Origin of the sequence: Mycobacterium gordonae, from assembly GCF_002101675.1 — a bacterium.
Classification (GTDB): Bacteria; Actinomycetota; Actinomycetes; order Mycobacteriales; family Mycobacteriaceae; genus Mycobacterium; species Mycobacterium gordonae.
In genome coordinates this window covers 24,647-43,305 of record NZ_LQOY01000227.1, presented here as the reverse complement: position 1 = coordinate 43,305, position 18,659 = coordinate 24,647, and the positions used below count along the sequence as shown (strand labels likewise).

Annotated in this window: 18 protein-coding genes and 1 pseudogene; 13 read left to right on the top strand and 6 right to left on the bottom strand. The window is 66.7% G+C overall.

Annotated features, from left to right (window positions below):
• The first annotated feature begins 111 nt into the window (after positions 1-111).
• The 5 genes from AWC08_RS28790 to AWC08_RS28770 all read left to right on the top strand — a co-directional run bounded on the left by AWC08_RS28790 (position 112) and on the right by AWC08_RS28770 (position 5,464).
• The gene (locus AWC08_RS28790; RefSeq protein WP_069434205.1) at positions 112-1,020 is read left to right on the top strand and encodes an ACP S-malonyltransferase; all 909 of its coding nucleotides are present in this window, start codon (positions 112-114) and stop codon (positions 1,018-1,020) included.
• 75 nt (positions 1,021-1,095) lie between these two features.
• Positions 1,096-1,443: a meromycolate extension acyl carrier protein AcpM gene (gene acpM, locus AWC08_RS28785; RefSeq protein ID WP_065136001.1), complete on the top strand. Its 348-nt coding sequence runs from the start codon at positions 1,096-1,098 to the stop codon at positions 1,441-1,443.
• Positions 1,440-2,690, top strand: coding sequence for a 3-oxoacyl-ACP synthase KasA (kasA, locus tag AWC08_RS28780; RefSeq protein WP_065136000.1), 1,251 nt, complete (start codon positions 1,440-1,442; stop codon positions 2,688-2,690). The genes acpM and kasA overlap by 4 nt, the downstream gene beginning before the upstream one ends.
• A 38-nt stretch (positions 2,691-2,728) precedes the next feature.
• A complete protein-coding gene (gene kasB / locus AWC08_RS28775) occupies positions 2,729-3,982 on the top strand; it encodes a 3-oxoacyl-ACP synthase KasB (RefSeq protein WP_065135999.1) in 1,254 nt (417 codons plus the stop codon).
• 60 nt (positions 3,983-4,042) lie between these two features.
• Positions 4,043-5,464 carry an acyl-CoA carboxylase subunit beta gene (locus AWC08_RS28770; RefSeq protein ID WP_065135998.1) on the top strand — a complete coding sequence of 474 codons (1,422 nt, stop codon included), beginning with the start codon at positions 4,043-4,045 and terminating at the stop codon, positions 5,462-5,464.
• A 97-nt stretch (positions 5,465-5,561) separates the two neighbouring features.
• Here the strand turns inward: AWC08_RS28770 and AWC08_RS28765 are convergent, their stop codons facing one another.
• Positions 5,562-7,094 (bottom strand): glycerol-3-phosphate dehydrogenase/oxidase, encoded by a 1,533-nt coding sequence (locus AWC08_RS28765; protein WP_142283869.1) that lies wholly within the window; start codon positions 7,092-7,094, stop codon positions 5,562-5,564.
• A complete protein-coding gene (locus AWC08_RS28760) occupies positions 7,094-7,666 on the bottom strand; it encodes a TetR/AcrR family transcriptional regulator (RefSeq protein ID WP_065135996.1) in 573 nt (190 codons plus the stop codon). The genes AWC08_RS28765 and AWC08_RS28760 overlap by 1 nt, the downstream gene beginning before the upstream one ends.
• Before the next feature lie 47 nt (positions 7,667-7,713).
• Here AWC08_RS28760 and AWC08_RS28755 point away from each other — a divergent pair, with 47 nt between their 5' ends.
• The 3 genes from AWC08_RS28755 to AWC08_RS28745 are packed head-to-tail and all read left to right on the top strand — an operon-like array spanning position 7,714 to position 10,773.
• Complete coding sequence (locus AWC08_RS28755; RefSeq protein WP_142283872.1) at positions 7,714-9,294, top strand: FAD-binding oxidoreductase; 1,581 nt, start codon at positions 7,714-7,716, stop codon at positions 9,292-9,294.
• Positions 9,295-9,314: 20 nt separating this feature from the next.
• Positions 9,315-10,229, top strand: coding sequence for a diacylglycerol kinase (locus AWC08_RS28750; protein ID WP_082986596.1), 915 nt, complete (start codon positions 9,315-9,317; stop codon positions 10,227-10,229).
• Between the two features lie 31 nt (positions 10,230-10,260).
• Positions 10,261-10,773 carry an Rv2253 family sensor-like surface protein gene (locus tag AWC08_RS28745; RefSeq protein ID WP_069434208.1) on the top strand — a complete coding sequence of 171 codons (513 nt, stop codon included), beginning with the start codon at positions 10,261-10,263 and terminating at the stop codon, positions 10,771-10,773.
• Between the two features lie 76 nt (positions 10,774-10,849).
• Here AWC08_RS28745 and AWC08_RS28740 read toward each other — a convergent pair whose 3' ends face one another.
• The 3 genes from AWC08_RS28740 to AWC08_RS28730 all read right to left on the bottom strand — a co-directional run bounded on the left by AWC08_RS28740 (position 10,850) and on the right by AWC08_RS28730 (position 13,399).
• On the bottom strand, positions 10,850-11,362 hold the full coding sequence (locus AWC08_RS28740) for a DUF3145 domain-containing protein (protein ID WP_055577186.1): 513 nt from the start codon (positions 11,360-11,362) through the stop codon (positions 10,850-10,852).
• Between the two features lie 147 nt (positions 11,363-11,509).
• Positions 11,510-12,328 (bottom strand): serine hydrolase domain-containing protein, encoded by an 819-nt coding sequence (locus AWC08_RS28735; RefSeq protein ID WP_065135993.1) that lies wholly within the window; start codon positions 12,326-12,328, stop codon positions 11,510-11,512.
• On the bottom strand, positions 12,329-13,399 hold the full coding sequence (locus tag AWC08_RS28730) for a class I SAM-dependent methyltransferase (protein WP_069434203.1): 1,071 nt from the start codon (positions 13,397-13,399) through the stop codon (positions 12,329-12,331). It abuts the gene before it with no gap.
• Between the two features lie 32 nt (positions 13,400-13,431).
• On the opposite strand from AWC08_RS28730, the gene AWC08_RS28725 reads away from it, so the two are divergent.
• Both AWC08_RS28725 and AWC08_RS28720 read left to right on the top strand, forming a co-directional pair.
• On the top strand, positions 13,432-14,517 hold the full coding sequence (locus AWC08_RS28725; protein WP_065135991.1) for an S-(hydroxymethyl)mycothiol dehydrogenase: 1,086 nt from the start codon (positions 13,432-13,434) through the stop codon (positions 14,515-14,517).
• The gene (locus AWC08_RS28720) at positions 14,517-15,140 is read left to right on the top strand and encodes an MBL fold metallo-hydrolase (protein WP_065135990.1); all 624 of its coding nucleotides are present in this window, start codon (positions 14,517-14,519) and stop codon (positions 15,138-15,140) included. The genes AWC08_RS28725 and AWC08_RS28720 overlap by 1 nt, the downstream gene beginning before the upstream one ends.
• Positions 15,141-15,236: 96 nt before the next feature.
• On the opposite strand, the gene AWC08_RS28715 is transcribed toward AWC08_RS28720, so the two are convergent.
• Positions 15,237-15,953 carry an SHOCT domain-containing protein gene (locus AWC08_RS28715; protein ID WP_069434202.1) on the bottom strand — a complete coding sequence of 239 codons (717 nt, stop codon included), beginning with the start codon at positions 15,951-15,953 and terminating at the stop codon, positions 15,237-15,239.
• Between the two features lie 81 nt (positions 15,954-16,034).
• Here AWC08_RS28715 and AWC08_RS28710 point away from each other — a divergent pair, with 81 nt between their 5' ends.
• The 3 genes and pseudogenes from AWC08_RS28710 to AWC08_RS39775 form a co-directional block, all read left to right on the top strand.
• On the top strand, positions 16,035-16,988 hold the full coding sequence (locus AWC08_RS28710) for an SDR family oxidoreductase (RefSeq protein WP_069434201.1): 954 nt from the start codon (positions 16,035-16,037) through the stop codon (positions 16,986-16,988).
• 70 nt (positions 16,989-17,058) lie between these two features.
• The gene (locus AWC08_RS28705) at positions 17,059-18,117 is read left to right on the top strand and encodes a class I SAM-dependent methyltransferase (protein WP_065135987.1); all 1,059 of its coding nucleotides are present in this window, start codon (positions 17,059-17,061) and stop codon (positions 18,115-18,117) included.
• 249 nt (positions 18,118-18,366) lie between these two features.
• Positions 18,367-18,636, top strand: a pseudogene (locus AWC08_RS39775) (hypothetical protein); the annotation flags it as partial.
• Positions 18,637-18,659: the final 23 nt, after the last annotated feature.

The window sequence follows — 18,659 nt, the reverse complement described above, 5'->3', positions numbered from 1 at the left end:
TCAAACACGTAGCTTACGGAGCTATTTTGTGGGATGTATACAAAAACCTAAGACGAGGTTCATAATCTGTTACACCCCGCAAATCCGTCTTCACAGTGTTCTCTTAGACACGTGATCGCTTTGCTTGCGCCCGGACAGGGCTCCCAGACTGAGGGAATGCTGTCGCCATGGCTGGAACTGCCAGGCGCAGCAGACCAGATTTCGGCATGGTCGACGGCCAGTGGCCTGGACTTGGCGCGGCTGGGCACCACGGCCTCGACCGAGGAGATCACCGACACCGCGATCGCCCAGCCCCTGATCGTGGCCGCCACGCTGCTCGCTCACCAGGAGCTGACCAGGCGAGGGCTGCTGTCCGGCCAGGACTTCGTCATCGCGGGCCACTCCGTCGGTGAGATCGCGGCCTACGCGATCGCCGGGGTGATGGCCGCCGACGACGCCGTCATGCTCGCCGCCACCCGTGGCGCGGAGATGGCCAAGGCGTGTGCCGCCGAGCCCACCGGTATGTCGGCGGTGCTCGGTGGAGACGAGTCTGAGGTGCTGACGCGTCTCGAGCAGCTCGACCTGGTGCCCGCCAACCGCAACGCTGCCGGCCAGATCGTGGCCGCCGGTCGCCTGACCGCGCTCGAGAAGCTTGCCGAGGACCCGCCGGCCAAGGCCCGGGTCCGTGCGCTGGGGGTGGCCGGAGCGTTCCACACCGAGTTCATGGCGCCGGCGCTGGACGGCTACGCCGCTGCGGCGGCCGGCATCGCGACCGCCGAGCCCACGGCCACCCTGCTGTCCAACTACGACGGGAAGCCGGTCGCTTCGGCGGAAGCCGCGATGAAGACCCTGGTTTCCCAGCTGACCCGGCCGGTGCGCTGGGACCTGTGCACCGCATTCATGCGGGAGCAGAATGTCACGGCGATCGTGGAGTTCCCGCCCGCGGGCACTCTCACCGGTATCGCCAAACGCGAACTTCGGGGGGTTCCGACGCGAGCCGTCAAGTCACCCGCAGATCTGGACGAGTTGGCGAATCTCTAACCGCCCGCTCTACTCCAGAGCCCATTAAGCACGTCAAATCGGTTTACACACAACACATTACGAAGGGAACTAACTGTGGCCGTCAGTCAGGAAGAAATCATCGCCGGTATCGCCGAGATCATCGAAGAGGTCACCGGTATCGAGCCGTCGGAGGTCACCCCGGAGAAGTCGTTCGTCGACGACCTGGACATCGACTCGCTGTCGATGGTGGAGATCGCCGTGCAGACCGAGGACAAGTACGGCGTGAAGATCCCGGACGAGGACCTCGCTGGTCTGCGTACCGTCGGTGACGTCGTCGCCTACATCCAGAAGCTCGAGGAAGAGAACCCCGAGGCTGCCGAGGCGCTGCGCGCCAAGCTGGAGACCGACAACCCCGAGGCCGTTGCCAACGTCAAGGCGAGGCTGGAAGCAGACAGCAAGTGACCAAGCCTTCCACTGCTAATGGCGGTTACCCCAGCGTTGTGGTAACCGCCGTCGCGGCGACGACATGCCTCGCGCCGGACATCGAGAGCACGTGGAAGGGCTTGTTGGCCGGCGAAAGCGGCATCCACACTCTCGAAGACGACTTCGTCTCCAAATGGGACCTGCCGGCCAAGATCGGCGGTCACCTCAAGGAACCGGTCGACATCCACATGGGCCGACTGGACATGCGACGCATGTCGTATGTCCAGCGGCTCGCCAAGTGGTTGAGCGGCCAGTTGTGGGAGTCCGCCGGCAGCCCTGAGGTCGATCCGGATCGCTTCAGCGTCGTGGTCGGCACCGGTCTCGGCGGTGCCGAGCGGATCGTCGAGAGCTATGACCTGATGAACGAGGGCGGCCCCCGCAAGGTGTCGCCGCTGGCCGTTCAGATGATCATGCCCAACGGCGCCGCGGCGGTGGTTGGCCTGCAACTCGGTGCCCGCGCCGGCGTCATCACTCCGGTGTCGGCCTGTTCGTCGGGTTCGGAAGCCATCGCCCACGCATGGCGTCAAATCGTCATGGGTGACGCGGATTTCGCGGTGTGCGGTGGCGTCGAAGGACCGATCGAAGCGCTGCCCATCGCGGCGTTCTCGATGATGCGGGCCATGTCAACGCGCAACGACGAGCCCGAGCGGGCGTCGCGGCCGTTCGACAAGGACCGGGACGGGTTCGTGTTCGGCGAGGCCGGGGCAATGATGATCATCGAGACCGAGGAGCACGCCAAGGCCCGTGGCGCCAAGCCGCTGGCCCGCCTGATGGGCGCCGGCATCACCTCGGACGCCTTCCACATGGTCGCACCTGCAGCCGACGGCACCCGTGCCGGCGGCGCGATGCGACGGGCGATGGAGATGGCGGGCTTGTCCCCCAGCGACATCGACCATGTCAACGCCCACGGCACCGCGACACCGATCGGTGACACTGCCGAGGCCAACGCGATCCGGGTCGCCGGATGCGAAAACGCCGCCGTCTATGCGCCGAAATCGGCGCTCGGACATTCGATCGGCGCCGTCGGCGCTCTCGAATCGGCCCTTACGGTGCTGACCCTTCGGGACGGAGTCATACCACCGACGTTGAACTATGAGACCCCGGACCCGGAGATCGACCTCGATGTGGTCGCAGGCGAGCCTCGCTACGGCGAGTACCGCTACGCGATCAACAACTCGTTCGGGTTCGGCGGCCACAACGTAGCGCTCGCGTTCGGGCGCTACTGAGTGGCGTTATCAAGCACGGAAGGAACGTGGCACAAGCCATGACAGAGCTGGTTACCGGGAAAGCTTTCCCGAATATTGTCGTTACCGGCATTGCCATGACGACCGCACTGGCAACAGACGCCGAGAACACATGGAAGTGTCTGCTCGACGGGCAAAGCGGGATTCGGGTTCTCGAGGACGATTTCGTCGAGGAGTTCGACCTGCCGGTGAAGATCGGCGGGCACCTGCTGGAGGAGTTCGACAGCCAACTGACGCGAATCGAGCTGCGCCGCACGGGTTACCTGCAGCGGATGTCCACCATCCTGGGCCGCCGGGTGTGGGAGAACGCCGGCTCACCGGAGGTCGACACCAACCGGTTGATGGTCTCCATCGGCACCGGCTTGGGTTCGGCCGAAGAACTCGTGTTCGGCTACGACGAGATGCGGGTCCGCGGTTTCCGTGCCATCTCCCCGCTGACGGTGCAGAAGTACATGCCCAACGGCGCGGCCGCGGCGGTGGGCCTGGAGCGTCACGCCAAGGCCGGTGTGATGACGCCGATCTCGGCGTGCGCCTCCGGGGCCGAGGGCATCGCCCGCGCGTGGCAGCAGGTCGCGCTCGGTGAGGCCGACATCGCGATCTGCGGTGGTGTCGAGACGAAGATCGAAGCGGTACCGATCGCCGGGTTCGCCAACATGCGAATCGTGATGTCCACCAACAACGATGACCCACAAGGTGCCTGTCGTCCGTTCGACAAGGACCGGGACGGCTTCGTGTTCGGCGAGGCCGCCGCGTTGATGGTGATCGAGACCGAGGAACACGCGAAGGCCCGCGGTGCCAACATTCTGGCCCGCATCATGGGCGCCAGTATCACCTCGGACGGCTTCCACATGGTCGCGCCGGACCCCAACGGGATCCGGGCCGGTCACGCGATCTCGCGGGCGATTCAGCTTGCGGGTCTGCAGCCGAGCGACATCAGTCACGTCAACGCTCACGCCACCGGCACTCAGGTCGGCGACGTGGCCGAAGGCAGGGCCATCAACAACGCGCTCGGCAGCAACAAGCCGGCGGTGTTCGCACCGAAAGCTGCTCTCGGCCACTCGGTGGGTGCGGTCGGCGCAGTGGAGTCCATCCTGACCGTGCTCGCGTTGCGGGATCAGGTCATCCCGCCGACACTGAACCTGGTCAACCTCGACCCCGAGATCGACCTTGACGTGGTGGCCGGCAAGCCTCGATCCGGCAATTACGAGTACGCGATCAACAACTCGTTCGGCTTCGGCGGTCACAACGTGGCGATCGCCTTTGGGCGCTACTAGGAAGCTCCAAGGATCACGGGATAGAACCGTAAGCAACATTGGCGAACTAGGAGATCTGCGATGACAATCATGGCCCCCGAGGCGGTTGGCGAGTCGCTCGACCCCCGCGATCCGCTGTTGCGTCTGAGCAACTTCCTCGACGACGGCAGCATCGAGCTGCTGCACGAGCGGGACCGCTCGGGTGTGCTTGCCGCGGCCGGCACCGTCAACGGCGTCCGTACCGTTGCGTTCTGCACCGACGGCACCGTGATGGGCGGGGCGATGGGCGTCGAGGGTTGCGCGCACATCGTCAACGCCTACGACACCGCCATCGAGGAGCAGTGCCCGATCGTGGGAATCTGGCACTCCGGTGGTGCCCGGTTGGCCGAAGGCGTCAAGGCGCTGCACGCCGTCGGGCTCACTTTCGAAGCCATGATTCGCGCGTCCGGCTACATCCCGCAGATCTCGGTGGTCGTCGGGTTCGCCGCCGGCGGCGCTGCCTACGGTCCGGCCCTGACCGACGTCATCGTGATGGCGCCGGAAAGCCGCGTCTTCGTCACCGGGCCCGACGTGGTCCGCAGCGTCACCGGCGAGGACGTCGACATGGCTTCCCTGGGCGGGCCCGAAACCCACCACAAGAAGTCCGGGGTGTGCCACATCGTCGCCGACGACGAGCTGGACGCCTACGAGCGTGGTCGCCGGCTGGTCGGATTGTTCTGCCAGCAAGGACATTTCGACCGCAGCAAGGCAGAGGCCGGCGACACCGACATCCGGGCGCTGCTGCCCGAGTCGTCGCGACGGGCCTATGACGTGCACCCGATCGTCCACGCGGTGCTCGACTCTGAAGCGCCTTTCGAAGAATTCCAGGCCAAGTGGGCGCCCTCGATGGTGGTCGGGCTGGGCCGCCTTTCGGGTCGTACGGTCGGTGTGCTGGCCAACAACCCACTGCGGCTCGGTGGCTGCCTGAACTCCGAAAGTGCCGAGAAGGCAGCGCGTTTCGTACGCCTGTGTGACGCGTTCGGCATCCCGCTGGTGGTCATCGTCGACGTGCCTGGGTACCTGCCCGGTGTCGATCAGGAGTGGGGCGGCGTAGTGCGACGCGGCGCCAAACTGCTGCACGCCTTCGGCGAGGCCACGGTTCCGCGGGTCACCCTGGTGACGCGAAAGATCTACGGCGGGGCCTACATTGCGATGAACTCCCGCTCGCTGAACGCGACGAAGGTGTTCGCCTGGCCGGACGCCGAGGTCGCGGTAATGGGCGCCAAGGCCGCCGTCGGCATCCTGCACAAGCGCAAGCTCGCCGCAGCGCCCGACCACGAGCGTGAGGCGCTGCACGATGAGCTGGCCGCCGAGCACGAGCGGATCGCCGGTGGTGTGGACAGCGCCATCGACATCGGTGTGGTGGACGAAAAGATCGACCCGTCGCACACCCGCAGCAAGCTCACCGAGGCGCTGGCCCAGGCGCCCGCCCGCCGCGGCCGCCACAAGAACATCCCGCTGTAACTTTCCCCTCGCGAGCCTCCCCTTGCGAGCCTCCTCCCCTCGCGAGCAGACGCTAGAGCCCCCGTTTCCGGCCGGAAACGGGGGCCTTTGCGTCTGCTCAGCGCAGGGCCAGGAACTCCTCAGCAACCGTGACGACCTGGTCGCGATCGCGCGGCACCAGCCCGATGCGGGTTCGCCGGTCGAGGATGTCACCCACGTCCAGGGCACCCTCGTGGGTCACGGCGTACTCGAACTCCGCTCTGGTCACGTCGATCCCGTCGGCCACCGGCTCCGTGGGCCGCTCGCACGTGGCCACCGCAACGACATTGGCCGCCTCGGCGCCGTAGCGCGCCACCAGCGACGCCGGCGCGTTGCCGGGGCCTGCCGCGGGTCCCGGATTGGCCGCGGCGCCGATCAGTGGCAGATTACGGGTCCGGCATTCCCCGGCGCGCAGCGCCCGCACCGTGATCGCCCGGTTGAGCACATCCTCTGCCATGTAACGGTATTCGGTCAGCTTGCCGCCCACCACGCTGATCACCCCGGTCGGCGACTCGAAGATGGCGTGATCGCGCGAGACATCGGCGGTGCGCCCTTCGCCAGTGTCGATAAGCGGCCGTAGACCGGCGTAGGAGCCGATCACGTCCGACGACGAGACGGTGGTCCCCAACGCGGTGTTGACCGTGTCGAGCAGGAAAGCGATCTCCGCGGACGACGGTTCAGGCACATCCGGAATGGGACCGGGCGCGTCTTCGTCGGTCAGCCCGAGATATATCCGGCCGAGCTGCTCGGGCATGGCGAACACGAACCGGTTCAGCTCGCCCGGGATCGGAATGGTCAGTGCCGCAGTGGGATTGCCGAACGCCGCGGCGTCGAACACCAAATGTGTTCCGCGGCTGGGACGCAACTTCAACGCCGGGTCGATGTCACCGCCCCACACCCCCGCCGCGTTGATCACCGCGCCGGCCTTTACCTCGAACGACTCCCCGGTCCGCTGGTCGGTCAGCCGCACCGAGGTGGCGGTGGCCTGCGACGCGGCGACGTAGGTGAGGATGCGGGCGCCGTGCTGGGCCGCGGTGCGGGCCACCGCCGTCACCAGCCGGGCGTCGTCGATCAATTGCCCGTCGTAGTTGAGCAGGCCCCCCGCCAGACCGTCACGCCGGACCGTCGGCGCCATCTCCACCACCCGGCTCGCCGAGATCCGGCGCGACCGGGGCAGCGTCGACGACGACGTTCCGGCCATGATCCGCAGTGCGTCCCCGGCCAGGAAACCCACTCGCACCATGGCGCGGTTGAAGTGATTCATCGCCGGCAGCAGCGGAACCAGCTGCGGCATCGCATGAACCAGGTGAGGGGCGTTGCGCGACATCAGGATTCCCCGTTCGATGGCGCTGCGCCGGGCGATGCCGATGTTGCCGCTGGCCAGATAGCGCAGCCCGCCGTGCACCAGCTTGGAGCTCCACCGGCTGGTGCCGAACGCCAGGTCGTGTTTTTCGACCAGAGCCGTGCGCAGCCCGCGGGACGCGGCGTCCAAAGCGATGCCGACACCGGTGATCCCACCGCCGATCACGACGACGTCCAGCTCGGCGCCGTCGGCCAGTGCATTGAGGTCAGCGGTACGACGAGCAGCATTGAGAGCGGTCGGGTTCTCCATCAGGACAGGTATCCGTTCAGTGTGTAGGCGAGTTCGGTGGCTAGGGCCTCGTCGTCGAGGATCGGCTTGACGATGTCGGCGGATTGGATGGTGGACTGCGCGATCAGCAGGATCATGGTCGCGAACTGACGAGGGTCACCGGGCCGGACGCTGCCGGCGCGCTGCGCCTCGGCCAGCCGCTGGGCCAGGCCCTCGATCAGGAATTGCTGGCTGACACCTAATCGTTCGGTGATGTACACCCGGGCCAGCTCCGAATGCATCACCGACATGATCAGCTCGTCGCGGCGTAACCGGTCGGCGACCGCCACCACTTGCTTGACCAAGGCCTCCCGGTCGTTGCCTTCGAACGGCACCTCCCGCATCACCTCGGTGATGTGGTCGGTCAAGAGGTTCGACATGATCGACTGCGTGTCCGGCCAACGGCGGTACACCGTCGGACGGCTCACTCCGGCACGCCGGGCGATCTCGGCGAGAGTCACCCGGTCGGCACCGAAATCGACCACACAGCTCGCCGCGGCAGCTAATATTCGATCCCCGGTATCCAAATTTGGGTCATTACTCATTGACACCATGTGTAATACTGTAACGCATGACGCACCTTGAGGAACTCCTTCCGCCGATGAAATGGAACGCGTGGGGGGATCCCGCCGCGGCCAAGCCACTCTCCGATGGAATCCGCGGCTTGTTGAAGCAGGTTGTGGGCCTTCAAGATTCGGACGAGACCGAGCTGCGGCCCGAGGAAGTGAAGCTGCGTGAATGCGCCCTGTCTCGGGACGACCAGGACGGGCTCGCCAAGATCGTCGGAAGCGAATTCTTCCGCACCGCCGACCGCGATCGCCTACTGCGCGCCGGTGGCAAGTCCACCCCCGACATGCTGCGCCGCAAAGACCGCGGCGTCCAGGATGCGCCCGACGCGGTGCTGCTCCCCGGTGATGACGACACCGTGTTGGAGATCCTGCGCTACTGCTCCGACCACGGCATCGCGGTCGTCCCGTTTGGCGGCGGCACCAATGTCACCGGCGGGCTGGACCCCACCCGCGGCCAGTTCGGCGCCGTGATCTCGCTGGATCTGCGCCGCCTCAACGAATTGCACTCGATCGACACGGTGTCCGGAATCGCCGAATTGGGCGGCGGCGTCACCGGTCCCGAGGCCGAACGCCTGCTGGGCGAGCACGGCTTCTCGCTCGGGCACTTCCCGCAGAGCTTCGAGTACGCCACCATCGGCGGTTTCGCGGCCACCCGCTCGTCCGGCCAGGACTCCGCCGGTTACGGCCGGTTCAACGACATGATCATGGGACTGCGCATGGTCACCCCGGTCGGCATCTGGGATTTGGGCCGGGTGGCGGCGTCGGCGGCCGGCCCCGATCTGCGCCAGCTCGCGATCGGATCGGAAGGCGCCCTGGGCGTCATCACCAAGGTGCGGTTGCGGGTGCACCCAGTCCCCGAGACGACCCGATACGAGGCATGGTCATTTCCGGACTTCGCGACCGGAGTCGCCGCCCTGCGCGCCATCACCCAGACCGGCACCGGCCCCACCGTGGTGCGCCTCTCCGATGAGGCGGAGACCGGAGTCAACCTGGCCACCCACGAGACGATCGGCGAAAACCAAAGCAGTGGAGGATGTTTGGGCCTGACGCTGTTCGAGGGCAGCAAGGAGCACGCCGAGAGCCGGCACGCCGAGACCCGGGCGCTGCTGGAAGCCAGCGGGGGCACCTCGCTGGGCGAAGGCCCGGCCAAGACCTGGGAGCACGGCCGGTTCAGCGCGCCCTACCTGCGCGACTCGCTGCTGGCAGCCGGCGCGCTGTGCGAGACGCTGGAGACCGCCACCGACTGGTCCAACATCCCCGCCCTCAAGGCCGCCGTCACCGAAGCGCTGACCACTTCGCTGGCCGAGTCGGGCACCCCGGCGCTGGTGATGTGCCACGTGTCGCACGTCTACCCCACCGGCGCCTCGCTGTACTTCACCGTGGTCGCCGGGCAGCGCGGTAATCCGATCGAGCAGTGGTGGGCAGCCAAAAAGGCGGCGTGCGACGCGATCATGGCCACCGGCGGCACCATCACCCACCACCACGCCGTCGGCGCCGACCACCGGGCGTGGATGCGCGACGAGGTCGGTGAACTCGGTATCCAGGTGTTGCGTGCGGCGAAGGCCACACTGGATCCAGCCGGAATTCTCAACCCCGGCAAGCTGATTCCGTGACTTCACAGCAGTCTCCCGTCCTGAGCCGGCGCGAGATCGCGAAGGTCACCGCGCTGACCAATCCCCTCTCGGGACACGGCGCCGCGATCGAGGCGGCGCAACGCGCGATCGCCCGCTTCCACAAACGCGGGATCGAAGTCGTCGAGATCATCGGCGACGGCGCCGAGGACGCTCGCTTTCTGGTCGCCGCGGCATTGGAGAAGGGCACCGACGCGGTCGTCGTCACCGGCGGCGACGGCGTCATCTCCAACGCCCTGCAGGTGCTGGCTCAAACCGATGTGCCGCTGGGCATCATCCCGGCCGGCACCGGCAACGACCATGCGCGTGAATTCGGCATTCCCACAAAGGATCCCGAAGCAGCGGCGGACATCGTGGTGGACGGCTGGACGGAAACCATCGACCTGGGCCGGATCCGCGATCAGCACGGTGTCGACAAGTGGTTCGGCACGGTCGCGGCAACAGGATTCGACTCCCTGGTCACCGACCGGGCCAACCGGATGAGCTGGCCGCACGGGCGGATGCGGTACTACATCGCGATATTCGCCGAACTCTCGCAACTGCGGTTGCTGCCGTTCCGGCTGGTGCTCGACGGGCAGCAGGTGATCGAAACCGACCTCACCATGACGGCTTTCGGCAACACCCGCAGCTACGGGGGCGGGATGCTGATCTGCCCCAACGCCGACCGGTCGGACGGGCTGCTCGACCTCACGATGGTGCGGTCGGAATCGCGGACGAAGCTGGTCCGTTTCTTCCCCACCGCCCTCAAGGGCACCCACGTGGGACTCGACGAGGTGACCACCGCGCGCGCCAAGACCGTCGAAGTCGAGTGCCCCGGCATCAACGTGTACGCCGATGGCGACTACGCCTGCCCGCTGCCCGCGGAGATCTCGGCGGTACCAGCTGCGCTGCAGGTGCTACGGCCGGACAAGATGTAACGCGCCGGTCACGCCGCGCGACATGTTCTGCATGTCGGGATTGAGCAAGACCGCATTGGCCGCCGTTGCGGCTTTTGGTGTTCCGTTGTGGGTGGCGCCCGCCGCGCATGCGGGCGAAGTCGCTTCCTGGAGCGGTGAATATCTCATGGTGCTCGGGGCGAACGCGAAGTCCGGCACCAGCGTGGCGGCCGGTCAGCCCGAGTTCGCCCACCGGTCCACGGTGTCGTTCACGTCGAACTGTGCCGCGGGAGTGTGCGTCGCCACGGTCGAAAACCCTTCCCCACCGAAGAATGAATCGATGCCGCGCACAATCGAATTCACGTGGAACGGGTCGCAGTGGGTGCGCGAGATGACCTGGAAATGGGACTGCCTGCTGCCGGACGGCACGGTCGAATACGATCCGGCGAAATCGATAACGGTCTACACGCCAGGGCAATACGGAATTCTGACCGGCGTCTTCCACACCGATATCGCCAGCGGGACGTGCCAGGGCAATGTCGACATGCCGGTGTCTGCCAAGCCCATTTCCGGTCCGGTCACCTAACCCCGCCGAGCAGACGCGAAATCGCCCTGGAGCGTGCGCTCCAAGGGCGATTTTGCGTCTGCTCGCGGGACCCCCGCTAGCCGACTCCGCGGCTGAGCCAGGTGACCTCGCCGGCGTCGCCGCCGTCGCGGTAGGGCTCGAGCGCCTCATCCCACGCGGTGCCCAGCACCGAATCCATCTCGGCCGCAAGGGTGTCGGCGCCCTGAGCCATCAGCGTCCGCAACCGCATCTCGCCGACCATGATGTCGCCGTTGGCGCTCATCGGCCCGCTCCACAGCCCCAGCTGCGGAGTGTGGCTGAACCGGTGCCCGTCGACGCCGGGGCTGGGGTCCTCGGTGACTTCGAACCGCAGCACCGACCAGGAGCGCAACGCGTTCGCCAAGCGGGCGCCTGTGCCGACCGGCCCCACCCAGTTGGTGACCGCCCGCAACTGCCCGGGCATGGCCGGCTGTGGCGTCCACACCAAATTCGCCTTGGCTTGCAAGGTCGACGACAACGCCCACTCGACATGCGGGCATACCGCCGCGGGCGAGGCGTGGACGTACACCACACCAGCCGTCACGTCGGCGAACTGATTCGACGCACGCATCTTCTTGCTCCTTCGGTTTCACGAGGGACGTCTTCCCCAACGACCTGGTGAACCGGATCAAGCAGATACTGCGCGATATATTTTCTTGTGCCGTGCGTGTCTATTGTGCCCTGTGATGCCTGTGTTGCGCTAGTGTGCATTTTCCTTTCACGCGTGAGCGCGTAGCACCGCGTCTGAAAGCGCCGGCCACGGCTGCAGCGCCCACTCGCCGAAGTCACGATCGGTCAGCACCACCAACGCCAGGTCGACCTCGGGATCCACCCAGATGAAGCCGCCCGACTGGCCGAAATGTCCGTACGTGCGCACCGAGTTGCCCGCGCCCGTCCAGTGCGGCGACTTCGAATCGCGCAGCTCGAACCCCAGCCCCCAGTCGTTGGGCCGTTGCGAGCCGTATCCGGGCAGTACCCCGTCCAGGCCCGGGAACTGCACGGTGGTGGCGTCGGCATGCATTTGCGCCGAGACCGTCCCCGGGCGCAGCAGGTCACCCGCGAACCGGGCCAGGTCGTCGACCGTCGAGGTAGCGCCATATCCAGCGGTTTCGGCGCCGCCGTCCAGCCGCGTCGCCGTCATGCCGAGCGGCTCGCACACGGCCTCGGTGAGATAGCGGCCGAACTCGATGCCCGACTCGCGCTCGATGGTCTGGGCCAATACCGCGAACCCGTAGTTCGAGTAGATCCGGCGGGCTCCCGGGCGGGCCAGCACGTCGCCGGAGAGCATGGCCAGTCCCGAGGCGTGCGCGAGCAAATGGCGGATGGTGGACCCGGGCGGGCCCGCCTCGGTGTCGAGTTCGACGACGCCCTCCTCGACGGCAATCTGCGCCGCCCGCGCCACGATTGGCTTGGTGACCGAGGCCAGCCCGAAAACACGGGCGGTGTCACCGTGGGTGGCCAACACTCCGTCCGAACCGATTACCGCGGCGGCGGCGTTCGGGACCGGCCAGTCGTCGAGGACGTCAAGAGCGGTCATCTACTTGCGCGCGATGTAGTAGTTGTTGATCGGGTCCGACTCGACCTCGGCCACCACTACGTCGTCGAAGCCGGCCTCGGCGAGCATTGAGGTGGCCAACTGCGTCCCCCACGCCGCCCCCAACCCGGCACCGTCGTGGGCCAGCGACACCGTCATGCAATGCATCAGCGACACCGTGTAGAGGTAGGTGCTCATCGGCACGCCGACGTTTTCTTCGAGCCGACTCGATGCCTTGATGTCTGCCATGAGAAACACCCCGCCCGACCGCAGGGCGCGGTGGATGTTTTCCAGCACGCGGGCCGGTTGGGCCTGGTCGTGGATGGCGTCGAAAACGACAATGACGTCGTAGGCCGCCTCCTTGTCCAGCGCGGGCAAATCGTGGCTTTCGAAGGTGACGTTCTTCAATCCGAGCCGGGCGGCCTCGTCGCGGCCGGTGGTGATCGCCTCTTCGGAGAAGTCGATGCCGGTGAACCGGCTGGCCGGGTACGCCTGAGCCATCACATTCACGGCATGCCCACTGCCGCAACCGAAGTCGGCTACGTCGGCTCCTGCGCCAAGACGCTCGGGGAGTCCGTCCACCAGCGGCAGCACCACGTCGACGAGCCCGGCGTCGAACACCACACCACTCTGTTGGGCCATCAGCGTGTGGAAGCGGGGATATTCGCTGTACGGCAGGCCTCCGCCGGCCCGGAAGCAGCCGAGGATTTTCTGCTCGACCTCACTGAGCAGTGGCACGAACTGCGCGACCAGCGCCAGGTTGTTCGGCCCGGCCGCGCTGGTCAGCACCGCGGCGCGCTGGGCGGGCAAGGTGTAAGTCCCGGACTCGGGGTCGTAGTCGACCACGCGGCCGGTTGTCATGCCGCCGAGCCACTCTCGCACATAACGCTCGTCGAGCCCGGCGGCTTCGGCGATCTCCGCACTAGTGGAAGGCGCCAGGTTGGCCATCGTTTCCAGGAGCCCGGTCTGATGCCCCAGACTCAAGAGCAGCGTCAGGCTGGCGTTGTCGATCGCCGACACCATGCGGTCGGTGAAGGCTTCGACGGTTTCGGTGCCGGTCTCGGGTGCCGTCATGCGAAGCGACGCTACACCGTAGTTTGGAGGCCATGAGTCAGACAGTGCGCGGCGTCATTTCGCGGAGCAAAGGGCAACCCGTCGAGTTGGTCGACATCGTCGTCCCCGACCCCGGCCCGGGCGAGGCCGTCGTCGACATCACCGCCTGCGGCGTATGCCACACCGACCTGACCTACCGCGAGGGCGGGATCAACGACGAGTACCCCTTCCTGCTCGGGCACGAGGCCGCCGGCACGGTCGAGGCGGTCGGGCCCGGCGTCACCCACGTCCAGCCCGGCGACTTCGTGGTCCTGAACTGGCGTGCGGTATGCGGGCAGTGCCGGGCCTGCAAGCGCGGCCGCCCGCAGTACTGCTTCGACACCTTCAACGCCGAGCAGAAGATGACGTTGACCGACGGCACCGAGCTCACACCCGCACTGGGCATCGGGGCGTTCGCCGACAAGACTCTGGTCGCGGCCGGGCAGTGCACCAAGGTCAATCCGGAAGCCGATCCCGCCGTCGCGGGCCTGCTCGGCTGCGGGGTCATGGCTGGCCTCGGCGCGGCCATCAACACCGGCGCGCTGACCCGCGACGACACCATCGCGGTAATCGGCTGCGGTGGTGTGGGTGACGCGGCCATCGCCGGCGCGGCCTTGGTCGGGGCCCGCAAGATCATCGCCGTGGACACCGACAACACCAAGTTGGACTGGGCACGCAACTTCGGCGCCACCCACACCATCAACGCCCGCGAGTCGGATGTGGTGGAGACCATCCAGGACCTCACCGGGGGCTTCGGGGTCGACGTCGTGGTGGACGCCGTCGGCCGGCCGGAGACCTGGAAGCAGGCGTTCTATGCCCGCGACCTCGCCGGGACGGTGGTCTTGGTCGGGGTGCCGACTCCCGACATGCGGCTGGACATGCCACTGGTGGACTTCTTCTCACGCGGCGGCTCACTGAAGTCGTCCTGGTACGGCGACTGCCTGCCCGAGCGGGACTTCCCCACCCTGATCGACCTGTATCTGCAGGGCAGGCTGCCGTTGGAGAAGTTTGTCTCCGAGCGAATCGGGCTAGACGGGATCGAGGAGGCCTTTCACAAGATGCACGACGGCGAGGTACTGCGTTCGGTGGTGATCCTCTAATGGTGGTCATCGACCGGCTGGTCACTCACGGCACCTTCGAACTCGACGGCGGCAGTTGGGAAGTCGACAACAACATCTGGCTGGTCGGCGACAACTCCAACGTCGTGGTGTTCGACGCGGCCCACGACGCGGCGCCGATCATCGAGGCCGTCGACGGGCGTCATGTGGTTGCGGTGGTGTGCACGCACGGACACAACGACCACGTGACGGTGGCACCTGAGCTCGGTGAGGCGCTCGACGCGCCGGTGCTGCTGCATCCCGCCGATGAGGTGTTGTGGCGAATGACGCACCCGGACAGTGACTTTCGGCCCATTTCCGAAGGTGAGGCGCTGAAGGTGGGCGGTACCGAGTTGCGGGCCATCCACACCCCGGGGCACTCCCCCGGATCGGTGTGCTGGTACGTCCATGACCTGGGCGTGGTGTTCAGCGGTGACACGCTGTTCTCCGGCGGGCCGGGGGCCACTGGCCGTTCGTATTCGGATTTCCCGACGATCCTGCAGTCGATCTCCGAGCGCCTGGGCAAGCTGCCCGGGGATACCGTCGTGCACACCGGCCACGGGGACAGCACCACCATCGGCGACGAGATCGTGCACTACGAGGAGTGGGTCGCCCGCGGGCACTAAGCTCGGTGCCGCGAGCGACCGCAAAATGTCACCCGCAGCGGCGTGTCGGTGGCAACACGCGGGCGCTCGGCCCACCGGGAGGCAACGCAGCCGGGGCTACTGCTCGTAGAGGATCCGCCGTTTCTCCTCCTGAAACTCCTCTTCCGTCAAAGCGCCCGAATCCCGCAGCGAAGCAAGCGTTTTGAGCCGCTCCACCCGCACGCCCTCACCGGTCGGCTCGTAGGCCACCGCGGGCGCGGCGAAAGAAACCGCGCCCCCCACAGAGGGCACCGGCCGGCGCGCCACCCGCCCCAGCCACATGATCGACAGCGTCAGGTCGACCAGCCCCACGACAAACAGCGCCACGAACACCCAGACCAGGTAGCCGTACGAACTCTGATGCCCGAACGCCAGTCGCGGGTTGATGTAGCCGTTGACCTGACCGTCGGTCACGACGTTGTAGGTGCCGTCTGCCGGCACCTGGACGTTCCACACCCGGATATGCGCGTCGTTGTTGACTGTCGTTGTGGTGCCGATGCTTTCGGTGACCTCCGGCTGCGCCACACCGTCGGGCGGGGTGATCGAGATGCGCAGCGGGGGCACCGGTAGGCCGCCGTCGGTACCCCCGATGACCAGCGTGTGCAGGCTGACGGTGGCCTGTCCGGCAGGCAGGTGCACACTGCCGCTCCCCGGTATGGGCACCTCACCGTAGGCGTCGTAGTCGTCGAGGAAGAACACATTGAGCACCAACGTGGTGATGAAGCCGGCCACCGCCACAACCAGCGTCACAATCGCCAGGATCAACGAGATCTTGGCGACCCGTCTGCTATTCATCCAGGCAGTGTGTCACGCGCCGCAGCGACAGGGGACACTGTTTGCGACCGCAGACGACGCAACCGGAGAAGGAGTCTTCACATGGCCAATGATCTTGTCGCCACGGTGCCCGATCTGTCCGGCAAGCTGGCGGTCGTCACCGGATCCAACAGCGGCCTGGGTTTCGGTCTGGCCAAGCGCCTGGCAGCGGGCGGCGCTGATGTCGTGATGGCCATCCGCAACCAGAACAAGGGCGAGGCCGCCATCGCGGAGATCCGCAAATCGGTGCCCGACGCCCGCCTGACCATCAAGCCGCTGGACCTGTCGTCGCTGGCCTCCGTCAAGACCTTGGGCGCACAACTCAATGCCGACGGCCGCCCTATTGACATCCTGATCAACAATGCCGGTGTCATGACTCCGCCCGAGCGCGACACCACCGCCGACGGCTTCGAATTGCAGTTCGGCAGCAACCATCTCGGCCATTTCGCCCTCACCGCGCACGTGTTGCCGCTGCTGCGCGGCGCTCAGTCCCCTCGCGTGGTGTCACTGAGCAGTATCGCGGCCCGACGCGGTCGTATCCATTTCGACGACCTGCAGTTCGAGAAGTCCTACGCCTCGATGGCGGCCTACGGACAGTCGAAGTTGGCGACGCTGATGTTCGCCCGCGAACTGGACCGGCGCAGCCGCCAGGGCGGCTGGAACATCGTGTCGAATGCGGCCCACCCTGGGCTCACCAAGACCAACCTGCAGATCAGCGGACCATCGCACGGCCGGGACAAACCGGCACTGATGCAGCGGCTGTACACGACGTCGTGGAAGTACGCCCCGTTCCTGTGGCAGGAGATCGACGAAGGCATCCTGCCGGCGCTCTACGCGGCCGTCACCCCGGGCGCCGAGGGCGGCGCGTTCTACGGCCCGCGCGGATTCGCCGAGGCCGCCGGCGGCGGTGTCAAAGAGGCGAAGGTGCCGAAGCGAGCCACTAGTGCCGAAGACTGCAAACGACTTTGGGAAATCTCCGAAAGGCTCACCGGTGTCAGCTACCCCGCGCCGAACTGAGCCGAAGCCGACTGAGCCGCAGCCCAAGATCCGCCTGCCCGAATCAAGCGTCGTGGTTCGGCCGGAACCGATGGATTCGGCGACGTACAGCCAGTCGTCGCGTCTGCAGGCGGCCGGACTGCTGCCGGCCGTCGCACTGTTCGAGCAGGCGGCAAGGCAGGTGCCGCTGCCCCAGCCCCCACAGCCGGTCGTCATCGCCGACTACGGCGCGGCCACCGGCCACAATTCGCTGAAGCCGATGGCCACCGCGGTCGAGGCGTTGCGGGCCCGCACCCGCCACGACCACGCGATCCTGGTGGCGCACACCGATGTGCCCGGCAACGACTTCACCGCCCTGTTCCACACGTTGTCCGACGACCCCGACAGCTACCTGAACAACGACGCGGCCAGCTTCACCTCCGCGATCGGCCGATCCTTCTACCAGCAGATTCTGCCGACCGGCACGGTCAATCTCGGGTGGTCGTCGTGGGCGGTCCAATGGCTGAGCCGGATTCCCGAAGGCGCGCCGGAAGTCGCCGACCATGTCCAGATCGCGTTCAGCAGCAGCACCGAGGCCCGGCGCGCCTACGAGCACCAGTCGGCGCTGGACTGGAACGACTTCGTCGCCTTCCGGGGGCGCGAATTGTGTCCCGGGGGCAGGTTGGTGGTGCTCACCATGGCCCTGGATGAAGACGGCGAGTTCGGCTACCGCCCGCTGAACGAGGCCCTGATGGCGACGCTGCAAGAACTTACCGAACACGGCATGGTGCGCAGGGAGGAGCTGCGGCGCATGGTGATTCCCGTGGTAGCCCGCACCGAGAAGGACTTCCGCGCCCCGTTCGCGCCGCGCGGGTGGTTCGAGGGCCTGACGATCGAGCATCTTGAGATGTTCAACGCCGAGGACCGCTTCTGGGCCCGGTTCCAAAGTGATTCCGACGCAGAGGCTTTCGGCGCGCAGTGGGCCGCTTTTGCCCGGGCCGCGTTATTTCCGACGCTGCGGGCAGGCTTGAGCGGCGGGTTCGACGACCCGCGCGGCGAGGACTTTGTGCAGCGACTCGAGGCCGGTGTCGCCGAGCGCCTGGCCCAAGCACCCGAACCGATGCGGATTCCGCTCGCGTCGCTGGTGCTGGCCAAGCGGGAATCGGTGTAACGGGAGTTTCGGCGCGACGTCGATGTGGTAACCCTCACTCTGGGTCGGGTCGCAGAGCAACTCCATAAGGGGGCCACAGGTATGACCGCGCACGAGGACGAATCGGCTGGTCAGGACGCCAGCAAGACCGACGACGGTGCCGTGAGTACTGCCCAGGCCGACGAAAAGACCGACGAAAACACCAACGGCGTCCAGCAGGCGAGCGAGAAGCCCGAACCGGACGAAGGGGCCAAAGAAAAGGCCAAAGAGATGATGACGGCCTACGAGGACAAGCCCACGCTGGTGATGCCCGGTTCCGGCAAAACCATCACCGGCACCGCTGTCAACGAATGGCTCGACGACGACGGCAACCCCAGGTACGCCGACGACGAAGATTCACCGGCCGCCAAGGCCAAGTCTGAGGGCTCGGAGGCCACCAAGAAGCCGGACGACTCGGATGAGTCCGCTGCGAACGACTCCGCGGACGACGACGAAGGCAGCCGGGCCAAGAACACCGCCGAAAGTGAGCGCGCCGCCGCGGCCGACGAGACGGCCGAGGATGA